The organism is Mesorhizobium sp. WSM3868 (assembly GCF_002294785.1).
Classification (GTDB): Bacteria; Pseudomonadota; Alphaproteobacteria; order Rhizobiales; family Rhizobiaceae; genus Mesorhizobium.
Genome location: NZ_NSGB01000001.1, coordinates 341,945 through 361,165, shown reverse-complemented (window position 1 = coordinate 361,165; position 19,221 = coordinate 341,945). Strand labels below are relative to the sequence as shown.

Sequence of the window (19,221 nt, the reverse complement as noted above, 5' to 3'; positions counted from 1 at the left end):
TGGCCGCGCAACAGTGTTGAAGGTGAATGATGGCCGAAGTGATCGACGGGAAGAGTGTCGCCGCAGACGTGGTATCGAAGGTCAAGGCGCTGACCGCCGAGCTTTCGGCCAAGGGCGCGACCAGGCCCGGTCTGGCGGTGGTGATCGTGGGCGAGGATCCGGCAAGCCAGGTCTACGTCGCCTCGAAGTCGCGCACGGCCAAGGAGTGCGGCTTCCATTCGCTCCAGCACACGCTGCCGGCTGAGACGACCGAAGAGCAGCTGTTGAAGACCATCGGCGATCTCAACGCCGACCCGTCGATCCACGGCATCCTCGTGCAACTGCCGCTGCCCGGCCATATCGATGCCGGCAAGGTCATCCAGACGATCGCGCCGGAAAAGGATGTCGACGGCTTCCACTTCATCAATGTCGGCAAGCTCGGTACCGGCGAGCTCGAGACGGCGTTCGTGCCCTGCACGCCCGCCGGCTCGATGCTGTTGATCCAGCGCGTGCGCGGCAAGGACCTTTCCGGCCTCAATGCAGTCGTCGTCGGCCGCTCCAACATCGTCGGAAAGCCGATGGCCAATCTGCTGCTCGCCGCCAACTGCACCGTCACCATTGCCCATAGCCGTACCAAGGATCTGCCGGCGTTGGCGCGCACCGCCGATATCCTGGTCGCCGCCGTCGGCCGTCCAGAAATGATCAAGGGTGATTGGGTGAAGCCCGGCGCCACCGTTATCGATGTCGGCATCAACCGCATTCCGGCGCCGGAGAAGGGCGAAGGCAAGTCGCGGCTGGTCGGCGACGTCGTCTATGCCGAAGCGGCCGCGGTCGCCGGCGCCATCACGCCGGTCCCCGGCGGCGTCGGACCGATGACCATTGCCATGCTGATGGCCAACACTGTAGCTTCCGCCTACCTCGCGGCCGGATTGAAGCGGCCGTCCTTCTGATCGGAAAGCAGCATCCTTGCCGAATCTTACTGCTCCTGTTGAACGGCCGGTCATGGGCGATCCCGTTCAGGGCGGTCGGCAGTTCGGCTTCCTGCTGGTCGACAAGTTTTCGATGTTCTCGCTGGCGGCGGCGATCGATTGCTTCCGCTCGGCCAACCGTCTGCTCGGCCGCGAATATTACGGCTGGACGACGATATCGGCAGATGGCGACGCGGTCATGGCTTCCAACGGCCTGCCGCTCAAGATCGACTATTCAGTCGCCGACATGCCGCCGGTCGATATCCTGTTCGTCTCGGTCGGGCTCACCACCGAGTTCCCAGGCAAGAGCAAGGTGCTGGCGGCGCTGCGCAGCTGGGGCCGCCGCGGCAACGCGCTCGGCGCGCTCTCGGTCGGCTCCTATCTGCTCGCCGAGGCCGGCCAGCTCGACGGCTACCGCTGCACTATCCACTGGGAAAACCGCGCCGGCTTCATGGAGCGTTTTCCGGACATCAACTGCACCGGCAACGTTTTCGAGATCGATCGCAAGCGCTACACCTGCGCCGGCGGCACCACCTCGATCGATCTGATGCTGGAGATCGTGCGCGGCGATTTCGGCTCCAACCTCGCCAATGGCGTCGCCAACCAGTTCCAGCACGAGCGCATCCGCTCGGCCGGTGACCGCCAGCGCGTCGGACCTGAGCGCGACCTCACCGGCAAGTCGGAGAAGCTGAGACGTATCGTTGAGCTGATGGCCGACCATCTCGATGAGCCTTTGTCGGCGGTGCAGCTTGCCAAGTCGGCGGGCCTGTCGGTGCGCCAGGTCGAGCGCCTGTTCCTGCGCCATCTCAACGTGACGCCGGGCCGCTACTACATGCGGCTCAGGCTCGAGCGGGCGCGCGAATTGCTGCGCCAGACCAATATGCCGATCCTCGACGTCGCGATCGCCACCGGCTTCACCTCCCACTCCTATTTCGCGCAAAGCTACCGGCTGCAGTTCGGCCGTCCGCCGTCGGAAGAGCGCCGAACCACCTATTGAGCGACTTGCCGGCCATCGGACTTGTCTGCAAAGCCCGGCTCAAATAGCTTTCCCGGCGCGGACGGGGGTTCACTCAGGAGATTTTCATGGCGGGACTGGCACGGAGCGTCGCTGCGGCGATCCTCCTTTTGTCGATGACCACCTTTGGCTTTGCCGCCAACAAGGTCATCATCATTCTCGATGCATCCGGCTCCATGTGGGCGCAGATAGACGGCAAGCCGAAGCTCGAGATCGCGCGCGAATCGCTGCGCACGGTGCTGCAGTCGGTGCCGGGCGACGACGAGATCGGCTTCATGGCCTACGGGCATCGCCAGAAAGGCAGCTGCGCGGACATCGAGCTGATCGTGCCGCCGCAGGCGGGTTCGGCGAGCGCGATCTCGGCGGCCGCCGACAGCATGAAATTCCTTGGCAAGACGCCGCTGACGGCGGCCGTCAAGCAGGCCGCCGAAGCGCTGAAATACACCGAGGACAAGGCCACGGTCGTTCTCATCACCGACGGTCTTGAGACCTGCGGTGGCGATCCGTGCGCGCTCGGCAAGGAGCTGAAGGAGACCGGCGTCGACTTCACCGCCGACGTGGTCGGCTTCGGCCTGACCGCCGACGAAGGCAGGCAGATCGCCTGCCTCGCCGAGAACACCGGCGGAAAATACATCCAGGCCTCCGACGAGAAGGCATTGCAGCAAGCGCTGGTCGAGACCGTCGCGGCGCCGGCGCCCGCGCCAGAGCCTGCTCCGGCCCCGGCGCCGGCGCCTGCACCCGAACCCGCCAAGCCTGAATTCAACTTCACGCCGAGCGTCGTCATGGCTGAAGGCGGCGATCCCATCACCGACGGCAATGCCTGGGAGATCTACAAGGCCAAGTCCGACGGCTCGCGCGGCGATCAGGTCATGACCGAGTATGGCGAGCTCAAGACCAAACTCGAGCCGGGCGATTACATTGTCGTCGGTCGCGCCGACGAGGCAAGGAGCGAGCAGAAGATCAAGATCGAAGCCGGCCAGACCTACAGCCCGTTGTTCACGCTGAACGCCGGAACCTTGGTTATCCACCCGCATGCGAGCCAGGGCTCGGAGATCAGCGGCGAGGCGCGTGTCGACTTCGCCTATCCGGGCGGCAGCACGACCCACTATGGCGACACCAAGGCCACCGTGCCCGCCGGCGAGCAGAAGGTGACGGTGCAGATCGGCGCCGGCACGGTGACCGAAACCATCCAGCTTGCCGCCGGACAGACGGTCGAGAAGGATATCGTGATCGGCGTCGGCCATGCCGTGCTCAACGCCTACTACACGGCCGGCGGCGAAAAGGCCGACAATTCCGGCATCGGCTTCGAGATCATCAAGGCGAAGAAGAAGATCGACGGTTCGCGTGAAAGCGTGGAGCACTCCTACGGTCCGGACAGCAAATTCTGGCTGCCGCCGGACGACTATGTCGCGCTAACCACGCTCGATCTCGCCGTTGTCGAACAGCCCTTCAGCATCAAGGCCGGCGACAACCAGGATGTGAAGGTGGCTCTCGGCGCCGGCGTGCTGGCAATGTCGGCGCCCGGCGCCTATTCGATCGAGGTGTTCTCGTCAAAGAAGGATATTGAGGGCAAGCGCAAATCGCTCGGCCTGACCTATGGCGACAGCTGGCAACAGACGATCCCCGCCGGCGACTATGTCGTCGTGCGGCACATGTCCGATCAGGGCCAGGACAAGGAAATGCCGGTGACGATCAAGGCCGGTGAGCGGAGCGAGATCACCGTTCAGTAGGCATCGCCGTCCGCAAACGAACGAAAAAGGGTAACCGCTGTTTTGCCCCCAACGTTGTCCGCTGACGCCTGATCTGCGATCAAGGTTCCATGGATGAGCGAGAAGCAGTTTCTCCATGGACACGACATTGGAGGTTCTCACGACACGGCGGGGCCGACGTGAGGCGCATCGCCAATGGCCGGATGAGGTCAAGGCACAGATCGTTTCGGAGGGCTTGCGTCCGGGCGTGACGGTGAACGAAGTAGCGGAGCGCCACGGGCTGGAGGCCAACCATCTGTCGTCCTGGCGAACGCTGGCCCGGCAGGGCAAGCTAGTTTTGCCTGCGCCAGAGGAGATCTGCGAACTCAATGCTGTTGATCCGCAGGTCTACTTGACCACCACGCTTGCCGCCGTCGTCAACGGCCACAAGCGGAGGCGGATCGATGAGCTGCTGCCTTGGAACGATCCGCTTGAGTAACGCGTGCACAAAAAATAGCAGTCTGGCCGAAGCGGACAAACCCTCGTTTGAGCATCATAGCTTGACCAGTTGCTTGCCGAAGTTCTCTCCCTTCAACATCCGAACGAAAGCGTGGGGCACGGTCTCGATCCCTTCCGCAACATCTTCCCGTGTCTGAAGCAGTCCCTGTTTGTACCATGACAGCAGATCGGCAATCGCGGTCTCGTATTCTCCTTCGTGGTCGTCGAGCAAGAACCCTTCTATCCGCGCACGGGTGATTAGTGTCCTTCTGAGATGCCTGAGACCGACATCAGGCTGGTCAAACCGGTCGGCCAAGGCAATAGTGCCGACAACCACCACTCTGCCAAAGATGTTGAGATTTAGCATGGCTGCATCGTGAATCGGCCCGGCGGTGTTGTCGATAAAGACATCGACGCCGCTAGGGCATGCGGTCGCGACATCTGCCACGAGATCAGCGGAGCGTCGATGATTGACGCCAGTCCGATATCCAAGCTCCCTGCACCATTCCAGCTTCTCATCCGAGCCCGCAACAGCGACTGGGTCGAACCCTTTGATCCGCGCGATCTGTCCCGCAATCTGCCCCACAGCTCCTGAAGCGGCAGAGATCAACACCGTTTCCCCCACCTTCGGAGTTGCGGTTTTGAGGAGGGCAAAGTAGGCGGTGAGACCGGGCATGCCGAGATAGCTCAGTACGGCCTGAATCGGAGCGTCGGTTGTCGTCACTGGCTTGGCTGACGCGGCCGGGATCACGCTGAACGGCTGCCAACCAAAATGATCGCTCATCACGAGGTCGCCTGGCTTGAAGTCCGCAGACTCAGACGTAATTACCTCGCCAATTCCGCCGCCACACATCAGGTCGCCAATTCTAAAACCAGCAGCATAATTCTTCGCGGGGCTGATCCGACCGCGCATATAGGGATCGACGGAGAGCCACAGAGTTTTCACCAGCAGCTCACCATCCGCGGCATCGGGAATTGAACGCTCCTCCAGGCTCCAGTTCTCGACGGAGGGCATTGCGGAAGGGTAGCTGCGAAGTATCCAGCTAGGATTTTTGGACATGTCCATCTCCTCAATTTGAGCGTTCGCCCCATTGATGCATGATTTCGGCTTCCGTGTTAAAGAGCGCACGGTGAGAGACATTATTTTGAATTTCGGAAGAATGGCGGATGGATATGATCGAGGCCATGAAGGTGGCCGTGGCAGTCGCCAGGCATAACAGCTTCTCTTCTGCGAGCCGGGATTTGCGCCTTTCCGCTGCCTCGGTAAGCCGCATTGTGGCGGACTTGGAGACCGATCTCGGCGTACGTCTCTTTAACCGCACCACCAGGCAGATCAATCTGACGGATGCCGGGATGGAGTTCGTGCAAAAGAGCACCGGCCTCCTGGAGGAGCTTGATCAGATGCGGAGCGCAGTACGCGAACGCCACGAAACTCCTCGCGGCCAACTCCACGTCTCCTGCGTAACGGCCTTTGGTAATGAGTGCCTGGCACCAGTGGTTCCTGAGTTCGTGCGACGGTTCCCGCAGCTCGATGTCTCAATCGACCTTGGCAATCGTTTGGTTGATCTCATTGGCGAGCACTTCGATGTCGCCATCCGGGTAGGACCGTTGAACGATTCATCCCTGATTGCGCAGAGGATTTTCACGCAGAGGATCGTGTTCGTCGCGACACCCCGGTTTTGCCAGCAATATGGGACACCCAGGACCTTGGACGAGATCAGAGCGTGCCCATCCGTTACTCAGGTCAGCGGGGAATGGGGGCGCGTTCATAAGTTTTCGCATCAAGGAAAGGTCATTGACTTCGAAGTGCCGCAGCAATTGACAATGAACTCAGCGCGAGCGGTGAGAAACGCCTGCCTAGCGGGAGGGGGGTACTCCCTCTTGGGCGATTTCATGGTCGCCCAGGATATAGCGGAGAACCGCCTCGTGCGGCTGCTGCCGGATCATGAACCCATGGAGCAACCGATCTTCGCCTTCTACGCTCAGCGACGTCACACCCCACGTAAAGTCAGGGTGTTTATTGACTATTTGGCGGAGGTCTTCAGTGGCAAGAATACCTCGTGAGACCTCTTGTCTAGGTGCCGATGGCACACCGCTTACGACAAAGGGCGGCTCCGAGCGGCGGCTCCGAGCCGCTCTTTTTTAGCAGATTGACGTTAGGCATTTGCGAAGGCGGCGGCGCCGTGGTCGGCGCGGCCAACCAGTTGGCGAAAGCCGGCGAACAGCTCGCGGCCGAAGCCGAACTCGTTGCCGATCAGGTCGGCATCCGCCGTGCGGCGCAGCGCGAACTCCGTTCCCGGCACCAGCACCTCCAGCGTGCCGGCATCGGCGTCGAGGCGAATGATGTCGCCGTCATGGATCCTGGCGATCGGCCCGTCCTCGACCGCTTCCGGCGTCACATGGATCGCCGCCGGCACCTTGCCGGAAGCACCCGACATGCGCCCGTCGGTCACCAGCGCGACGCGCTGGCCGCGATCCTGCAGCACGCCGAGCACGGTGGTCAGCTTGTGCAGTTCCGGCATGCCGTTGGCCTTCGGCCCCTGGAAGCGGATCACGGCGACGAAGTCGCCGGTCAGCGTGCCCGACTTGAAAGCTTCGTTCAGCCCCTGCTGGCTGTCGAACACCTTGGCCGGCGCCTCGATGACGCGCCGTTCGGGCTTGACCGCAGAGGTCTTGATCACGGCATGGCCGAGGTTGCCGGCAAGCACCTTCAGTCCGCCGGTCGGCTGGAACGCCTTCTTGAACGGCGCCAGCACCTTCTCATCGCCGCTCTCGAGCGGCGCTGCTTCACGCACGACGCTGCCGTCGGCGCCGAGCTTTGCCTCGACAGCATAGGGCCGCAGGCCTTCGCCCCAGACCGTCTGCACGTCCTCGTGCAGCAAGCCTTCGTCGAGCAACTCGCGGATCAGGAAGCCGAGCCCGCCGGCGGCGTGGAAATGGTTCACGTCGGCGAGTCCGTTCGGGTAGACGCGGGCGAGCAGCGGCACGGCCTCCGACAGGTCGGAGATGTCCTGCCAGGTAAGCGAAATTCCGGCTGCCGCGGCCATGGCGATGAGGTGGATGGTGTGGTTGGTCGAGCCGCCGGTCGCGTGCAGGCCGACCACGCCGTTGACGATCGAGCGCTCGTCGATCATGCGCCCGACCGGCGTATAGGCATTGCCGAGCGTGGTGATCGCCAGCGCGCGCTTCGCCGCCTCCCTGGTCAGCGCGTCGCGCAGCGGCGTACCCGGGTTGACGAAGGAGGCGCCGGGCGTGTGCAGGCCCATGATCTCCATCAGCATCTGGTTGGAATTGGCGGTGCCGTAGAAGGTGCAGGTGCCCGGCCCGTGATAGGATTTGGACTCCGCCTCGAGCAGCTCGGCGCGGCCCGCCTTGCCCTCGGCATAGAGCTGCCGGACCTTGGCCTTCTCGTCGTTCGGCAGGCCCGACGTCATCGGCCCGGCGGGGATGAAGACAGCCGGCAGGTGCCCGAAGGTGAGCGCCGCGATCACCAGCCCTGGCACGATCTTGTCGCAGACGCCGAGGAAGACGGCGGCGTCGAACATGTTGTGCGAAAGGCCGATCGCCGCTGCCATGGCGATCACGTCGCGCGAGAACAGCGACAGTTCCATGCCTGGCTGGCCTTGCGTCACGCCGTCGCACATCGCCGGCACGCCGCCGGCGACCTGGGCGATGCCGCCTGCTTCGCGTGCCGCGTCCTTGATAAGCGCCGGAAAGGTCTCGAACGGCTGATGCGCCGACAGCATGTCGTTGTAGGAGGTGATGATGCCGAGGTTGGGCACGCGATCGCCGCCGAGCGCCACCTTCTCCGATGAGCTGCAGACGGCAAAACCGTGGGCGAGGTTGCCGCAGGAGAGCACCGCGCGGTTGGCGGCGCGTCCCGACGCCTCCGCGATGCGGCCGAGATAGGCTTCGCGACCGGCCTTCGAGCGTTGGCGGATGCGTTCGGTGATGGCTTCGACGTCGCGTCTGGCTGTCATGGCTGGTCCTTTCTGGCCCCGGAAAACGTCCTCCCACAGCCTCCGGGGCTGTTCCTTTGGTGAAATCAGGGTGCCCAGAACACCTCTACCGGTATCGGCGCCGCCTCCAGCACTTTGCGGATGGGCTTTTTCATGCCCGCTCCCATCGCACCGTCGAAGGCAATGCGCTTGTCCTCTCCCTCGATGTGGAGCGCGATGAAACCGGCGGCAACGATCCGCGCCATCGACAGCGTCAGACGCGGCTCGCCGGCGCTTTGCGCATGCACGGGCAGCACGATGCGCGGTGAGGACGGGTCGATGAGCTCGGCGAGATTGCCGGCATCGGGAAAGAAGGAGGCCGTGTGGCCGTCGGCACCCATGCCAAGCACCACCACATCCAGAGGCCAGGGCAATGATTGCAGGGCCTCGCTGTCCGACGCCGCTGCGTCCTCGATGGTCGCCGCCTCATGGTAGAGCGGCACGAAGCGCGCTGCCGCTGCCTTGTTCTGGAGCAGGTTGGCCGCCACCAGCCCGGCATTCGAGCGCGGCGAGGAGGGCGGCACGAAACGTTCATCGACCAGCGTCACGGTGACCTTGTCCCAGGCGATCGGGATTAAGGAGAGCGCGGCGAAGAATTTTGCCGGCGTCGTGCCGCCGGATACGGCGAGCAGCGCCGTGCCGCGGTCGGTGATCGCCTTGGTCAGGCGGGCGGCGACGTGGCCGGCAAGGGCCGCCGCCAGCTGCTGGCGGTCGGCAAAGCCGTTCCAGGCGTAAGCGGCCCCGCTCAATTGCTCTCGTGCCATGTCCGTCCGTCACGTTCGATGAGCGCGATGGAGGCCGACGGACCCCAGGTGCCGGCCGTATAGCCCTGCGCTTCCTGCCTGGCGCTTTCCCAGGCGTTCTGGATCGGATCGATCCACTTCCAGGCCGCCTCGACCTCGTCGCGACGCATGAACAGCGTCTGGTTGCCGCGCACCACATCCATGATCAGCCGCTCATAAGCGTCCGGCGCGCGGCTGTGGAAGGATTGCGCGAAGCTCATGTCGAGCGAGATCTGGCGCAGCCGCATCCCGCCCGGCCCCGGATCCTTGATCATGATGTACTGCTTGACGCCTTCGTCCGGCTGCAGCCTGATCACCAGCTGGTTGGCGAAGATCGGCCCGGCGCTGTCGCCGAAGATGGAATAGGGGATCGGCTTGAATTCGATGACGATTTCCGAAACGCGGGTCGCCAGCCGCTTGCCGGTCCTGAGATAGAAAGGAACGCCGGCCCAGCGCCAGTTGCCGATCTCGGCTTTGAGGGCGACGAAGGTCTCGGTGTTGCTGTCCTTGCCGAGTTCCTCCACATAACCCTTGACCGGCCCGCCGGCGGAGGCGCCGGCGCGATACTGGCCGCGCACCGTGTGTTTCGGCGCCTCGTTGCCGTTGATGCGCTTCAGCGCCCGCAGCACCTTCAGCTTCTCGTCGCGCACGGCGTCCGCGTCCATCGAGGACGGTGTTTCCATGGCAACCAGGCAAAGCAGCTGCAGGATGTGGTTCTGCACCATGTCTCGCAGCGCGCCGGCTTTGTCGTAGTAGGTGACGCGGTCCTCGAGACCCACGGTCTCGGCCACGGTGATCTGCACATGATCGATATGGGCGGAGTTCCACAGCGGCTCATAAAGCGCGTTGGCAAAGCGCAGCGCCATCAGGTTCTGCACCGTTTCCTTGCCGAGATAGTGATCGATGCGGAAGATCTGGCTTTCGTGGAAATCGTCACCCACGGCGTCGTTGAGCGTCCGCGCCGAGGCGAGGTCACGGCCGATCGGCTTCTCCAGCACGATGCGCGAATTCGGGGTGATCAGCTTGTGTTCCTTGAGCTGATGCGAGATGTCGCCGAACAGCGCCGGCGCCACCGCGAGGTAGAAGGCGCGGATGCGGTCGCTGTCGCCGATCGCCTTCTTGAGCTTGTCGAAGCCGACGCCCGAAGTGGCGTCCGCCGAGACATAGGAAAGCCGAGCAAGAAATGTGTCCAGTTCCTTCGGCTCGATGTCGGCCGGATTCACATGGTCCGATATCGCTTTCTTGGCGAAGCTCTGGAACTCGGCATCGCTCATCTTCGCGCGCGACGTGCCGATGATGCGCGTCGGCTCCGAAAATTGGTGGCCGCGCTGGCGGTGGTAGAGCGAGGGCAGAAGCTTGCGCTCCGACAGGTCGCCGGTCCCGCCGAAAATGATGAAGTCGAAAGGTTCGACAGGGATGATCTGGCTGGTCATGGTCAGTCCGGTTTGATGCCGCTAGCCGGTAGCGGGGCTGATATATTCTAATCGATTTAAATCGTCCAGTGTCATGGTGTCACATCCAGGACCAATCGCTGGACAATCGATCGGGCCCATATGTGGCCTTGACACTAGCGCCACCGGGAGGCTTGTCGGCAAGCAACAGCTTTCCGGAAGCGTTCGCGCCTGCAACATAGAACCTGAATGTGACGAAAGCTAAGGGAGAATGGCGACCGCCGGCCCTTCAATGATGGGGAAAACCATGCGTCTGCAAAACAAGGTTGCCATCATCACCGGCGCGGCGTCGGGCTTCGGCGAGGGCATGGCGAAGCGCTTCGCCGAGGAAGGCGCGCGCGTCGTGGTTGCCGACCTCAATGCCAAGGGCGCAGCGCGCGTGGCGAAGGAAATCGGCGACAACGCGATCTGGACCCAGACCGACGTCTCGCAACGCTCCGAATTCGACGAGATGGTTTATGCCGCCAAAAGCGCCTTCGGCCGCGTCGACATCATGGTCAACAATGCCGGCTACACCCATCGCAACGGCGACATGCTCGGCGTCGACGAGCAAACCTTCGACCTGATCACCGCTGTCAACATGAAGGCGATCTATCATGCCGTGCTTGCCGTGGTGCCGATCATGGACCGGCAGGGCGGCGGCGTCATACTGACCACGGCTTCGACAGCCGGCATCAGGCCGCGGCCGGGCCTCACCTGGTACAACGCCTCCAAGGGATGGGCGATCACCGCCACCAAGTCGATGGCGGTCGAACTCGCCCCGAAGAACATCCGCGTCAATTGCCTCTGCCCGGTCGCCGGCGAGACCGGCATGCTGGAGAAGTTCATGGGCGCCGACACGCCGGAGATCCGTGAAAAATTCCGCGCCTCTATCCCGCTCGGCCGGCTCTCGACGCCGCTCGACATCGCCAACGCGGCGCTCTGGCTGGCTTCGGACGAGGCGGCCTTCATCACCGGCGTGGCGCTGGAAGTCGACGGCGGGCGCTGCATCTGAACCGACGTCGCGGCGGCGTCAGGCCGCCAAGCGCGTCCAGATCAGGCGCCGGTCTTGACGAAGCTCTTGTAGATCCAGCCGCGTTTGCCGTTATAGACGATCTCGCACCATTTTTTGCAGCTCATCACCTGCACGGCTGACTTGGCAGGCACAGTGACGATCGCGGCGGCGCCGTTCTTCGGGCCGGAACGCATGGTAACAGCCCTCAGGACGCGTCCATTGGTGCCAGTGCCGGCGTTTTCGGGCTTCGGCTCGTCCTGTGCCGCATCCTCGGGTGACGCCGGCTGGGCCTCGGCAACCTGGGGCTTCGCGTCCGGGATGGCGGCGGTCTGGGCCGCATCCATTTTGTCCTCAGGCTTTTTTGCGTCTGCCGGTTGGGCAGCCGCCGGCGCTGGCGCCGCGACCTCAGCCAGGGCGGCCGAAGCATCGTTTCCGGACCCGGATTCGGCGAAGGCGGCAACGGCCGGTTTGTCGTTCTGCGTCGCCGGCTTCTCCGCTGCCTGAGCGGATGAGGCCGGCGGAGCATCCGCCGCGGGCGCGGGCTCACCAACCGTGCCGTTCCAGCGGGGATTGTTGGAAGCCAGTGCCGGGATGGCAGTTTCCCGGGCCGCAGTCATGGGCGAAACCGCATCGGCCTTGCGCGCCGCTTGCGGCGCGGCGGCGACACTGACAGAGCTCGCCGCGGCCGGGGCGATTTTCTTCGTCTTGACCGGGATCGCGGGGACGGTCTGCTCCGTTTTCGCGATCGCCTGCCGCTCATTGGCCGGCAAGGCCAGCCAAAGCGCCACCGCCGCCACGCCAAGCAGCGCCGCGGTGCCGACGGCCGCGATCACCAGATGCGCGTTCGACTGCAGGCCCTGCCAGAACGAGGGCTGCATGTCATAGCCGAACCGCACAGCAAAGTGCCGTCGTTCCGGCGCACCGAAACTGAAGGGCTCGTTCACCTAAACCACCTCCAACAACCGGGCCGACGTTCTTTCGATCTTGCCGCAAACCGTTCGCGGCTGATTGGCATCGGTCCCGAAATTTCCAGCGGGCAGGCCCGCGCAAATCCCCGTCTTATCGCCCAGAACCGGCATCTTTTACCGCCGATTATGGCATCAGTGCGCCTTTTTGCGAAATTTTGCGCGTTTGTTAAGGATTCCGCAACGTGCCGTTAGGGAAGCGGACTTGTCGAATTAACAGCTTCTGCACATGTTCCGGTTTCAGATCCTGCGGCGCAGTGCGAACCAGTTGAGCGCCAGAAACAGCAGCGGTGCGCGTAAACAACAGCTGTCCGGGAAGGCGGGAATCTTCAGATACTCGATCAGCTTCAGCGGTCGCGATTGCCCGCGACCGTCTCGGCGTAGAGCTTGCCGAAGAAGTTGGACAGCATGATGCCGTGGCCGGAATACCCGCCCATCGAGGCATGCGGAAACGCAGGTGAATGGTGAATGGTGAATAGTGAATGCTTTGCTAGAGCGCTCTGGCTGCGTTCACCCATCCAATACCATTCACTATTCACCCATTCACTCGACGAAGTGGCCGCTCACACATTCAGCAACAGATACTCCCGCTCCCAAGGGCTGATCACTTCCATGAATGTCTCGAACTCGGCTCGCTTGATGGCCGCATACGTGGCTGCGAAGGATTTGCCGACAATGGCGCCAAGCTCCTTGTCGGCCTCGAAAAGGTCCACGGCCTCGAGCAAGCTGCGCGGCAGGTCGATCTCGTCCTCGTTGGCGGTCGTCAGCACCGGCGGCTCGGCCTGGACCTTGTTGTTCATGCCGATCAACCCGCAGGCAAGCGAGGCGGCAAGCGCCAGATAGGGATTGGCGTCCGAGGACGGAATCCGATTTTCGACGCGCCGCGCCGCTGGATCGGAACGCGGCACGCGGAAAGCCGTCGTGCGGTTGTCGTAGCCCCACTTGTTGTTGACCGGCGCCGACGCAGCCTGCGTGAGCCGCCGATAGGAATTGACGTAAGGCGCAAGCATCACCAGCGCGTTCGGCACGTGTTTCTGCATGCCGCCGATGAAATGGAAGAACGCATCAGTTTCGGCGCCGTCCTCGGCCGAGAAGATGTTTTTGCCGGTCTTCTTGTCGACCACCGACTGGTGGATATGCATGGCCGAGCCAGGTTGCCCCTGGATCGGCTTGGCCATGAAGGTGGCGTAGATTTCGTGCTTCAGCGCCGCCTCGCGGATCGTGCGCTTGAACATGAAGACCTGGTCGGCAAGCTCGATCGGATTGCCGTGACGCAGGTTGATCTCGAGCTGGCCGGCGCCCTCCTCGTGGATCAGCGTATCGATCTCCAGGCCTTGCCGCTCCGAGAAATGATAGATGTCGTCTATCAGTTCGTCGAACTCGTTAACGCCCGCGATCGAATAGCCGGCGCCGCCGCCGATCGGCCGCCCTGAGCGCCCGACGGGCGGCGTCAGCGGGTAGTCCGGATCGGGGTTCTTGCGTACCAGATAGAATTCGATCTCGGGCGCCACCACCGGCTTCAGCCCACGGTCGTCATAGGCGGCCAGCACGCGCTTCAGAACGTTGCGCGGCGTGAATTCGACGGAGCGGCCATCCTGGTGGACGAGGTCGCAGATCACCGCGGCGGTCGGATCTTCCTCCCAGGGCACGACGGTCAGTGTCGAGAGATCGGGCAAGAGCTTCAGGTCGCCGTCGTCCTCCGGATAGTGGAAGCCATTGCCGTCTTCCGGATAGCCGCCGGATATCGTCGTCATGAAGACGGCCGAAGGTAAGGCCAGCGATGTGTTGGAGGTGAATTTCTTCGACGGCATCATCTTGCCGCGGGCGACGCCGGCCTGGTCCGGCGTGATGCACTCGATGTCCTCGATACCGCGCCATTCCAGCCAGGCGCTGGCTTCCTTCCAGTTCTTCACACCGCGTTCGTTTTTCAAGAAGGCAGGCGTGCGGGCGCGTCCCCCCCGGCTCGACGGACGGACTTCCTTTTTTTCAGGCGGCATCATTCACCAGATTGTGTTGCGGATTTCAAAGTATAGACGGGCGCCGTGGCGGAAGGAAAGGGGAGGCGCCCGCGTGGCCACAGGCAAGCCGAGCCGCAGCCCAAAGGAACCGGCGTGCCTGTCTTCTTGCTGGCGGCGCAGCGCCACAGGGTCTAGATGAGCCTGTAAGCAAAGGGTCGCACATGTCCGCTCCACGTTTGACCACCATCGGCTTCGATGCCGACGACACGCTGTGGCAGAACGAGCAGTTCTTCCGCCTGACCGAGAAGCGTTTTGCCGCCTTGCTAGCCGAGCACGGCGATCATGAGCACATCGCGGCACGGCTGCTCGAAGCGGAAAGGCGCAACCTCGCCCTCTATGGCTTCGGCATTAAGGGCTTTACGCTGTCGATGATCGAGACGGCCGTCGCGATCACAAACGGCGAGGTGCCCGGTTCCGTCATCGGCGAAATCCTGGCTGCCGGCCGCGAGATGCTCAGCCATCCGATCGAGCCGCTGCCGCATGCCCGCGAGACGGTCGAAAATCTGGCGGGCTCCTACCATCTGGTGCTGATCACCAAGGGCGACCTCTTCGATCAAGAGCGCAAGCTCGCGCAGTCGGGAATGGGTGATCTCTTCGATGCCGTCGAGATCGTCAGCGACAAGAGCGCAGCCACCTATGCCCGCATCTTCAGCCGCCATGGCGACGGTCCGCAGAACAGCATGATGGTTGGCAACTCGCTCAAGTCCGACGTTGTTCCCGCCATCGAGGCCGGTGGCTGGGGCATCCATGTGCCGCACGAATTGACCTGGGCGATCGAACACGCCGAGGCGCCTGTCGCGGCGCCGCGTTTTCGCGAGATCGCAGATCTCGGCGAGTTGCCGGCCCTGGTCGAGGCAATAGCGAAGCCCGGCTGAGCGTCGCCTCTGCCTAGCCGCGGCCGACCAGGCGATCGATTACTGGTTGCAGCCTTTCGGGCGTGATCGGCTTGGCGACCACGGCGTCGACCACGCTCGACAGGCCGAGGCTGTCCGGCGTGCCATTCCTGGTTGAAAGCAGGATCACGGCGGGCCGCGTCTTGCCGGAAGCGCGCCGCAGCGCGTCGATGCCGGACAGCAACCTGTCGCAATCCCTGTCGTCGGGTCCGCCGTCGAGTATGATTGCGCCGGGAACCAGGCCGGCCAAAGATTTTTCGGCCGCCTCCGGTGGCTCCGAAATCGGCTTCAGCCCGGACTTTTCCACGATTTTCGAAACGACGACCCGGTTGATCGACGATTTGCCGACCACCAGCACCTTGGAGAAATCCGCCGGCAGCCGGGCCGCCGCGCCACGGTCCGCCGATTTCATTGGTTTTTCAGAGTCGTCACGATTGGCGGGACACATGTCTGGCGGAGGCTCTGGTTCAATGCAGGGTTGAAACCTTAAGCGCGCAATTGGCGCGAGATCGCCAGCGGTGTCAAGCAAAAATAGTGGAAAATGATAATATAGCAAGAATTGCTAAAATCCGGCGCAAGTTCTCCCCGGCGCCACGGCCACAATTCGAAAAAACGAACGTCTCCCGGAACGTATAGCGCACGGGAGACACTCGCGAGTGATTGTTGACGTTACGTCAGCCTTGGCTCTGATGGGTGACGATCACTGGGATCAAAAGATCACCCCAGTTGCCGTCTCCGCCATGGTGCCTGGCAGAGCGCACCAGCTCGACCGACACACCCGCTTCGACCGCCTTCATCACAGACTGGTTGAGCCTGTGCAGGTCGTTGGCAAGCATGCGGATCGTCGCCTGCTGATCGACGCTCATCGCGCTTGATTGTTCTTCGGCCCGTTCCTTGACCCGGCTTATCGATGCCATTGCTGTTCTCCTCGACGTAAGTGCCCTTCGGGCGTTTCCTCTGGTGTTGTCATTACTCGGCCGCCGGCCTGAACTGGGCGTGCTCGGTCGACTCATGCATGGCGGTGGTCGAAGACTGGCCGCCGGAGATCGCCATCGAAACGGCATCGAAATAGCCGGTGCCGACTTCGCGCTGATGCTTGGTCGCGGTATAGCCATGGACCTCCGCCGCGAATTCCGCCTCCTGCAGTTCCGAATAGGCCGCCATCTGGCGCTCCTTGTAGCCGCGGGCCAGTTCGAACATGCCGAAGTTCAGCTGGTGGAACCCGGCCAGTGTGATGAACTGGAATTTGTAGCCCATGGCGCCGAGTTCCTTCTGGAACTTCGCGATGGTCGCGTCGTCCAGGTTCTTCTTCCAATTGAACGACGGCGAGCAATTATAGGCGAGCAGCTTGCCGGGGTGGTGCTTGTGCACCCCTTCAGCGAACTTCCTTGCCTGCTGAAGATCCGGCTTCGAGGTTTCGCACCAGATCAGGTCCGCATGCGGCGCGTAGGCGACGGCGCGCGCGATGCAGGGCTCGATGCCGTTCCTGACGTGATAGAAGCCCTCGACCGTGCGGCCGGCGTCATAGTCGACGAAAGGCCGGTCGCGCTCGTCGATGTCGGAGGTGAGCAGCTTGGCGGCTTCCGCGTCGGTGCGCGCCACCACCAGCGTCGGCGTGCCCATCACGTCCGCTGCAAGCCGGGCCGCATTGAGGTTGCGGATATGCGCTGCGGTCGGGATCAGCACCTTGCCGCCGAGATGGCCGCACTTCTTCTCCGACGCCAACTGGTCCTCATAGTGGACGCCAGCGGCACCGGCCTCGATGAAAGCCTTCATGATCTCGAACGCGTTGAGCGGCCCGCCAAACCCGGCTTCGGCGTCCGCGACGATGGGCGCGAACCAGGTCTCGACCGAAAGACCCTTGCCTTCGGATGTCTCGATCTGGTCGGCGCGCTGCAGCGTGCGGTTGATGCGCTTGACCAGCTCCGGCGCCGCATTCGCCGGATAAAGCGACTGGTCCGGATACATGGCCGACGCGGTGTTGGCGTCGGCCGCGACCTGCCAGCCCGACAGATAGATCGCCTTCAAGCCCGCCCTGACCTGCTGCATGGCCTGGTTGCCCGACATGGCGCCGAGCGCATTGACGAAATCTTCCTCGTGGATCAGCTTCCACAGCCTGCTCGCGCCCATCTCCGCAAGCGTATGGCGAATCTGGACCGAGCCGCGCAGCCGCTTCACGTCCTCCGCCGAGTAGGGCCGTTCGATGCCGTCGAAACGGCCTTCCGGCGCGGACGGGACGAGGTTGTAAAAATCAGTCATCGATTGCTCCAGGTCAGTCTTGCTTGTTTAGATGGCCCGTTTGAGGGACGTATCTGTGGGCCGTTCACGTGTTACATTGTTTACATTGCGCCGCAAAAGTCGCCAGAAAAACCGGAGCTTGCCCGCTAAAATACGGGAAAACTAGTGTTGCGTTTGACAGGTCGGGGCTGTAAATCTGTCATGATTGTAAAAAGCTGGATGAGCCCGCGACGGCGCGCCGTTATGTAAAACTCTTGTCAAGGTAGCCGATTGGCCGAGCAGAAGATTTTCGCCGGGCCGCGCATCCGCCGGCTTCGCAACGCCAAGGGCCTGACCCAGACGGCGATGGCCGAAGGCCTGGGCATCTCGCCGTCCTACCTCAATCTCATCGAGCGCAACCAGCGGCCGCTGACGGTGCAGCTGATCCTCAAGCTGGCGTCGGTCTACAAGATCGACCCGCACGAATTGCAGGGCGAGACCAAACTATCGATCGCGGCGCTGAAGGAAGTGTTCGGCGATCCGCTGCTGGCCGGCGAACTGCCGGGTGACCAGGAACTGATCGACCTCGCCGAGATCGCGCCGAACGCTTCCGCCGCGATGGTGAAATTGTTTCGCGCCTATCGCGAGCAGGCCGATCGGCTGTCGGATCTCAATGAACTCCTGGCGCGGGAGGGCAGGGCGACCGCATTGTCCGGCACGCGCCTGCCTGTCGACGAAGTGCACGAGACTTTCGAGCGCAGGCCGAACCATTTCGCCGCGCTGGAGGAGGAAGCCGAGGCCTTCATTTCGCTGCTCGATCCAGGCGACGACCTGTTCGGCACGCTGAAGGCGTGGCTAAGGCGCGAGCACGGCATCGTGGTCAAGGTGCTGCCGGTGGCCACCATGCCGAACTGGCGCAGGCGCTACGATCGCCATTCGCAACGCCTGTTCCTGTCAGAGCGGCTCTCCCCCTTCGATCAGCTGCGCGAGGTCGCCATGGAGGCGAGCCTGATGCGCATGACGGTGGCGGTGGCGAGCGAGATCCAGACGTTGAAGCTCGGCTCCGACGAAGCGCGCCGCTTAGCCCGTTTCGAGCTCGGCCGCTATGCGGCGCACGCGCTGATGATGCCCTATCACGCCTTTCATGCAGCGGCCGTCCGCGCCCGCTACGACATCGACGTCTTGCGTTCGCGCTTCGGCGTCTCCTTCGAGCAGGCGGCAAACCGCCTGACCATGCTGCAGCGGCCGAGCGCCCCCGGCGTACCGTTCTTCATGCTAGAGGTCGACAATGCCGGCAACCGCTTCCGCAAGGCGGGCAGCCTTGGCTATCCGCAAAGCCGCTTTGGCGGCGCCTGTCCGAAGCTTCCTGTCCATGCAGCCTTTTCGCAGCCGGGCCGGATTCTGGTCGAGGCTGTGGAAATGCCGGACGGCGCGGAGTTCCTCTGCATCGCCCGCACGCTCGAAGGGCCGCAAGGCGCCTTCTCCGAGCGGCCGCGGCGCACGGCGCTTCTGCTGGGCTGCGACATCGGCTTTCGCGACGAGATCGTCTACAGCGCGGCGCTGCCCGGACCGTCCGCCGCCAAGGTCGCGCAGAGCACGGCATATGCAACGCCGGTTGGCCCGGCCTGCAGGCTCTGCGAACGCGTCGGCTGCCTGGCGCGCGCCGAGCCGCCGGTGACCCGGCCGCTAGGCCTCGACGAGATGGTGACGGGTCTCAGCGCCTTCGATTTCCAGGGGTAGCACCCCCGCCAGCCG

At 63.2% G+C, this 19,221-nt stretch carries 16 protein-coding genes and 3 pseudogenes; 9 read left to right on the top strand and 10 right to left on the bottom strand.

Translation table 11 applies throughout. The features are described 5' to 3' along the window. Positions 1-29 precede the first annotated feature (29 nt). The 5 genes and pseudogenes from folD to CK221_RS30630 all read left to right on the top strand — a co-directional run. Positions 30-929 carry a bifunctional methylenetetrahydrofolate dehydrogenase/methenyltetrahydrofolate cyclohydrolase FolD gene (gene folD, locus CK221_RS01600; protein ID WP_066989437.1) on the top strand — a complete coding sequence of 300 codons (900 nt, stop codon included), beginning with the start codon at positions 30-32 and terminating at the stop codon, positions 927-929. 52 nt (positions 930-981) lie between these two features. Beyond that, the gene (locus CK221_RS01595) at positions 982-1,944 is read left to right on the top strand and encodes a GlxA family transcriptional regulator (protein WP_095776408.1); all 963 of its coding nucleotides are present in this window, start codon (positions 982-984) and stop codon (positions 1,942-1,944) included. Positions 1,945-2,030: 86 nt separating this feature from the next. Then, on the top strand, positions 2,031-3,692 hold the full coding sequence (locus CK221_RS01590) for a VWA domain-containing protein (protein ID WP_095776407.1): 1,662 nt from the start codon (positions 2,031-2,033) through the stop codon (positions 3,690-3,692). 115 nt (positions 3,693-3,807) lie between these two features. Further along, positions 3,808-4,020 (top strand): annotated as a pseudogene (locus CK221_RS30635) (transposase); the annotation flags it as partial. Between the two features lie 3 nt (positions 4,021-4,023). Further along, positions 4,024-4,149: pseudogene (locus tag CK221_RS30630) on the top strand (transposase domain-containing protein); the annotation flags it as partial. Positions 4,150-4,203: 54 nt separating this feature from the next. Here the strand turns inward: CK221_RS30630 and CK221_RS01580 are convergent. Beyond that, the gene (locus tag CK221_RS01580; protein ID WP_095776676.1) at positions 4,204-5,208 is read right to left on the bottom strand and encodes an NADP-dependent oxidoreductase; all 1,005 of its coding nucleotides are present in this window, start codon (positions 5,206-5,208) and stop codon (positions 4,204-4,206) included. A gap of 107 nt (positions 5,209-5,315) precedes the next feature. On the opposite strand from CK221_RS01580, the gene CK221_RS01575 reads away from it, so the two are divergent. Then, on the top strand, positions 5,316-6,212 hold the full coding sequence (locus CK221_RS01575) for a LysR family transcriptional regulator (RefSeq protein WP_095776406.1): 897 nt from the start codon (positions 5,316-5,318) through the stop codon (positions 6,210-6,212). A 92-nt stretch (positions 6,213-6,304) separates the two neighbouring features. Here the strand turns inward: CK221_RS01575 and edd are convergent, their stop codons facing one another. The 3 genes from edd to zwf form a co-directional block, all read right to left on the bottom strand. Beyond that, entirely contained in the window at positions 6,305-8,128 is a 1,824-nt protein-coding gene (edd, locus tag CK221_RS01570; protein ID WP_095776405.1) for a phosphogluconate dehydratase, read from the bottom strand. 65 nt (positions 8,129-8,193) lie between these two features. After that, positions 8,194-8,910: a 6-phosphogluconolactonase gene (gene pgl, locus CK221_RS01565; RefSeq protein ID WP_095776404.1), complete on the bottom strand. Its 717-nt coding sequence runs from the start codon at positions 8,908-8,910 to the stop codon at positions 8,194-8,196. Continuing rightward, positions 8,892-10,361: a glucose-6-phosphate dehydrogenase gene (gene zwf / locus CK221_RS01560; RefSeq protein ID WP_066989313.1), complete on the bottom strand. Its 1,470-nt coding sequence runs from the start codon at positions 10,359-10,361 to the stop codon at positions 8,892-8,894. Before zwf ends, pgl begins: the two co-directional genes overlap by 19 nt. A gap of 265 nt (positions 10,362-10,626) precedes the next feature. On the opposite strand from zwf, the gene CK221_RS01555 reads away from it, so the two are divergent. Further along, a complete protein-coding gene (locus CK221_RS01555) occupies positions 10,627-11,373 on the top strand; it encodes an SDR family oxidoreductase (RefSeq protein WP_095776403.1) in 747 nt (248 codons plus the stop codon). 41 nt (positions 11,374-11,414) lie between these two features. Here the strand turns inward: CK221_RS01555 and CK221_RS01550 are convergent, their stop codons facing one another. From CK221_RS01550 to CK221_RS01540, 3 genes and pseudogenes are all read right to left on the bottom strand, one after another. After that, a complete protein-coding gene (locus CK221_RS01550; RefSeq protein WP_095776402.1) occupies positions 11,415-12,317 on the bottom strand; it encodes an SH3 domain-containing protein in 903 nt (300 codons plus the stop codon). A 261-nt stretch (positions 12,318-12,578) separates the two neighbouring features. Then, positions 12,579-12,787, bottom strand: a pseudogene (locus CK221_RS01545) (FAD-dependent oxidoreductase); the annotation flags it as partial. Between the two features lie 114 nt (positions 12,788-12,901). Further along, positions 12,902-14,335 carry a glutamine synthetase family protein gene (locus CK221_RS01540; RefSeq protein WP_095776675.1) on the bottom strand — a complete coding sequence of 478 codons (1,434 nt, stop codon included), beginning with the start codon at positions 14,333-14,335 and terminating at the stop codon, positions 12,902-12,904. A 182-nt stretch (positions 14,336-14,517) separates the two neighbouring features. Between CK221_RS01540 and CK221_RS01535 the strand changes: the two genes are divergently transcribed. Beyond that, entirely contained in the window at positions 14,518-15,231 is a 714-nt protein-coding gene (locus tag CK221_RS01535; protein WP_095776401.1) for an HAD family hydrolase, read from the top strand. Positions 15,232-15,244: 13 nt separating this feature from the next. Here CK221_RS01535 and CK221_RS01530 read toward each other — a convergent pair whose 3' ends face one another. The 3 genes from CK221_RS01530 to aceA all read right to left on the bottom strand — a co-directional run bounded on the left by CK221_RS01530 (position 15,245) and on the right by aceA (position 17,508). Then, a complete protein-coding gene (locus CK221_RS01530; RefSeq protein ID WP_095776400.1) occupies positions 15,245-15,661 on the bottom strand; it encodes a response regulator in 417 nt (138 codons plus the stop codon). A 262-nt stretch (positions 15,662-15,923) separates the two neighbouring features. Beyond that, the gene (locus CK221_RS01525; RefSeq protein WP_067327258.1) at positions 15,924-16,166 is read right to left on the bottom strand and encodes a hypothetical protein; all 243 of its coding nucleotides are present in this window, start codon (positions 16,164-16,166) and stop codon (positions 15,924-15,926) included. A 52-nt stretch (positions 16,167-16,218) separates the two neighbouring features. Further along, positions 16,219-17,508 carry an isocitrate lyase gene (gene aceA / locus CK221_RS01520; RefSeq protein WP_067327261.1) on the bottom strand — a complete coding sequence of 430 codons (1,290 nt, stop codon included), beginning with the start codon at positions 17,506-17,508 and terminating at the stop codon, positions 16,219-16,221. 249 nt (positions 17,509-17,757) lie between these two features. Between aceA and CK221_RS01515 the strand changes: the two genes are divergently transcribed. After that, positions 17,758-19,206 carry an XRE family transcriptional regulator gene (locus CK221_RS01515; RefSeq protein WP_095776399.1) on the top strand — a complete coding sequence of 483 codons (1,449 nt, stop codon included), beginning with the start codon at positions 17,758-17,760 and terminating at the stop codon, positions 19,204-19,206. Positions 19,207-19,221 lie beyond the last annotated feature (15 nt).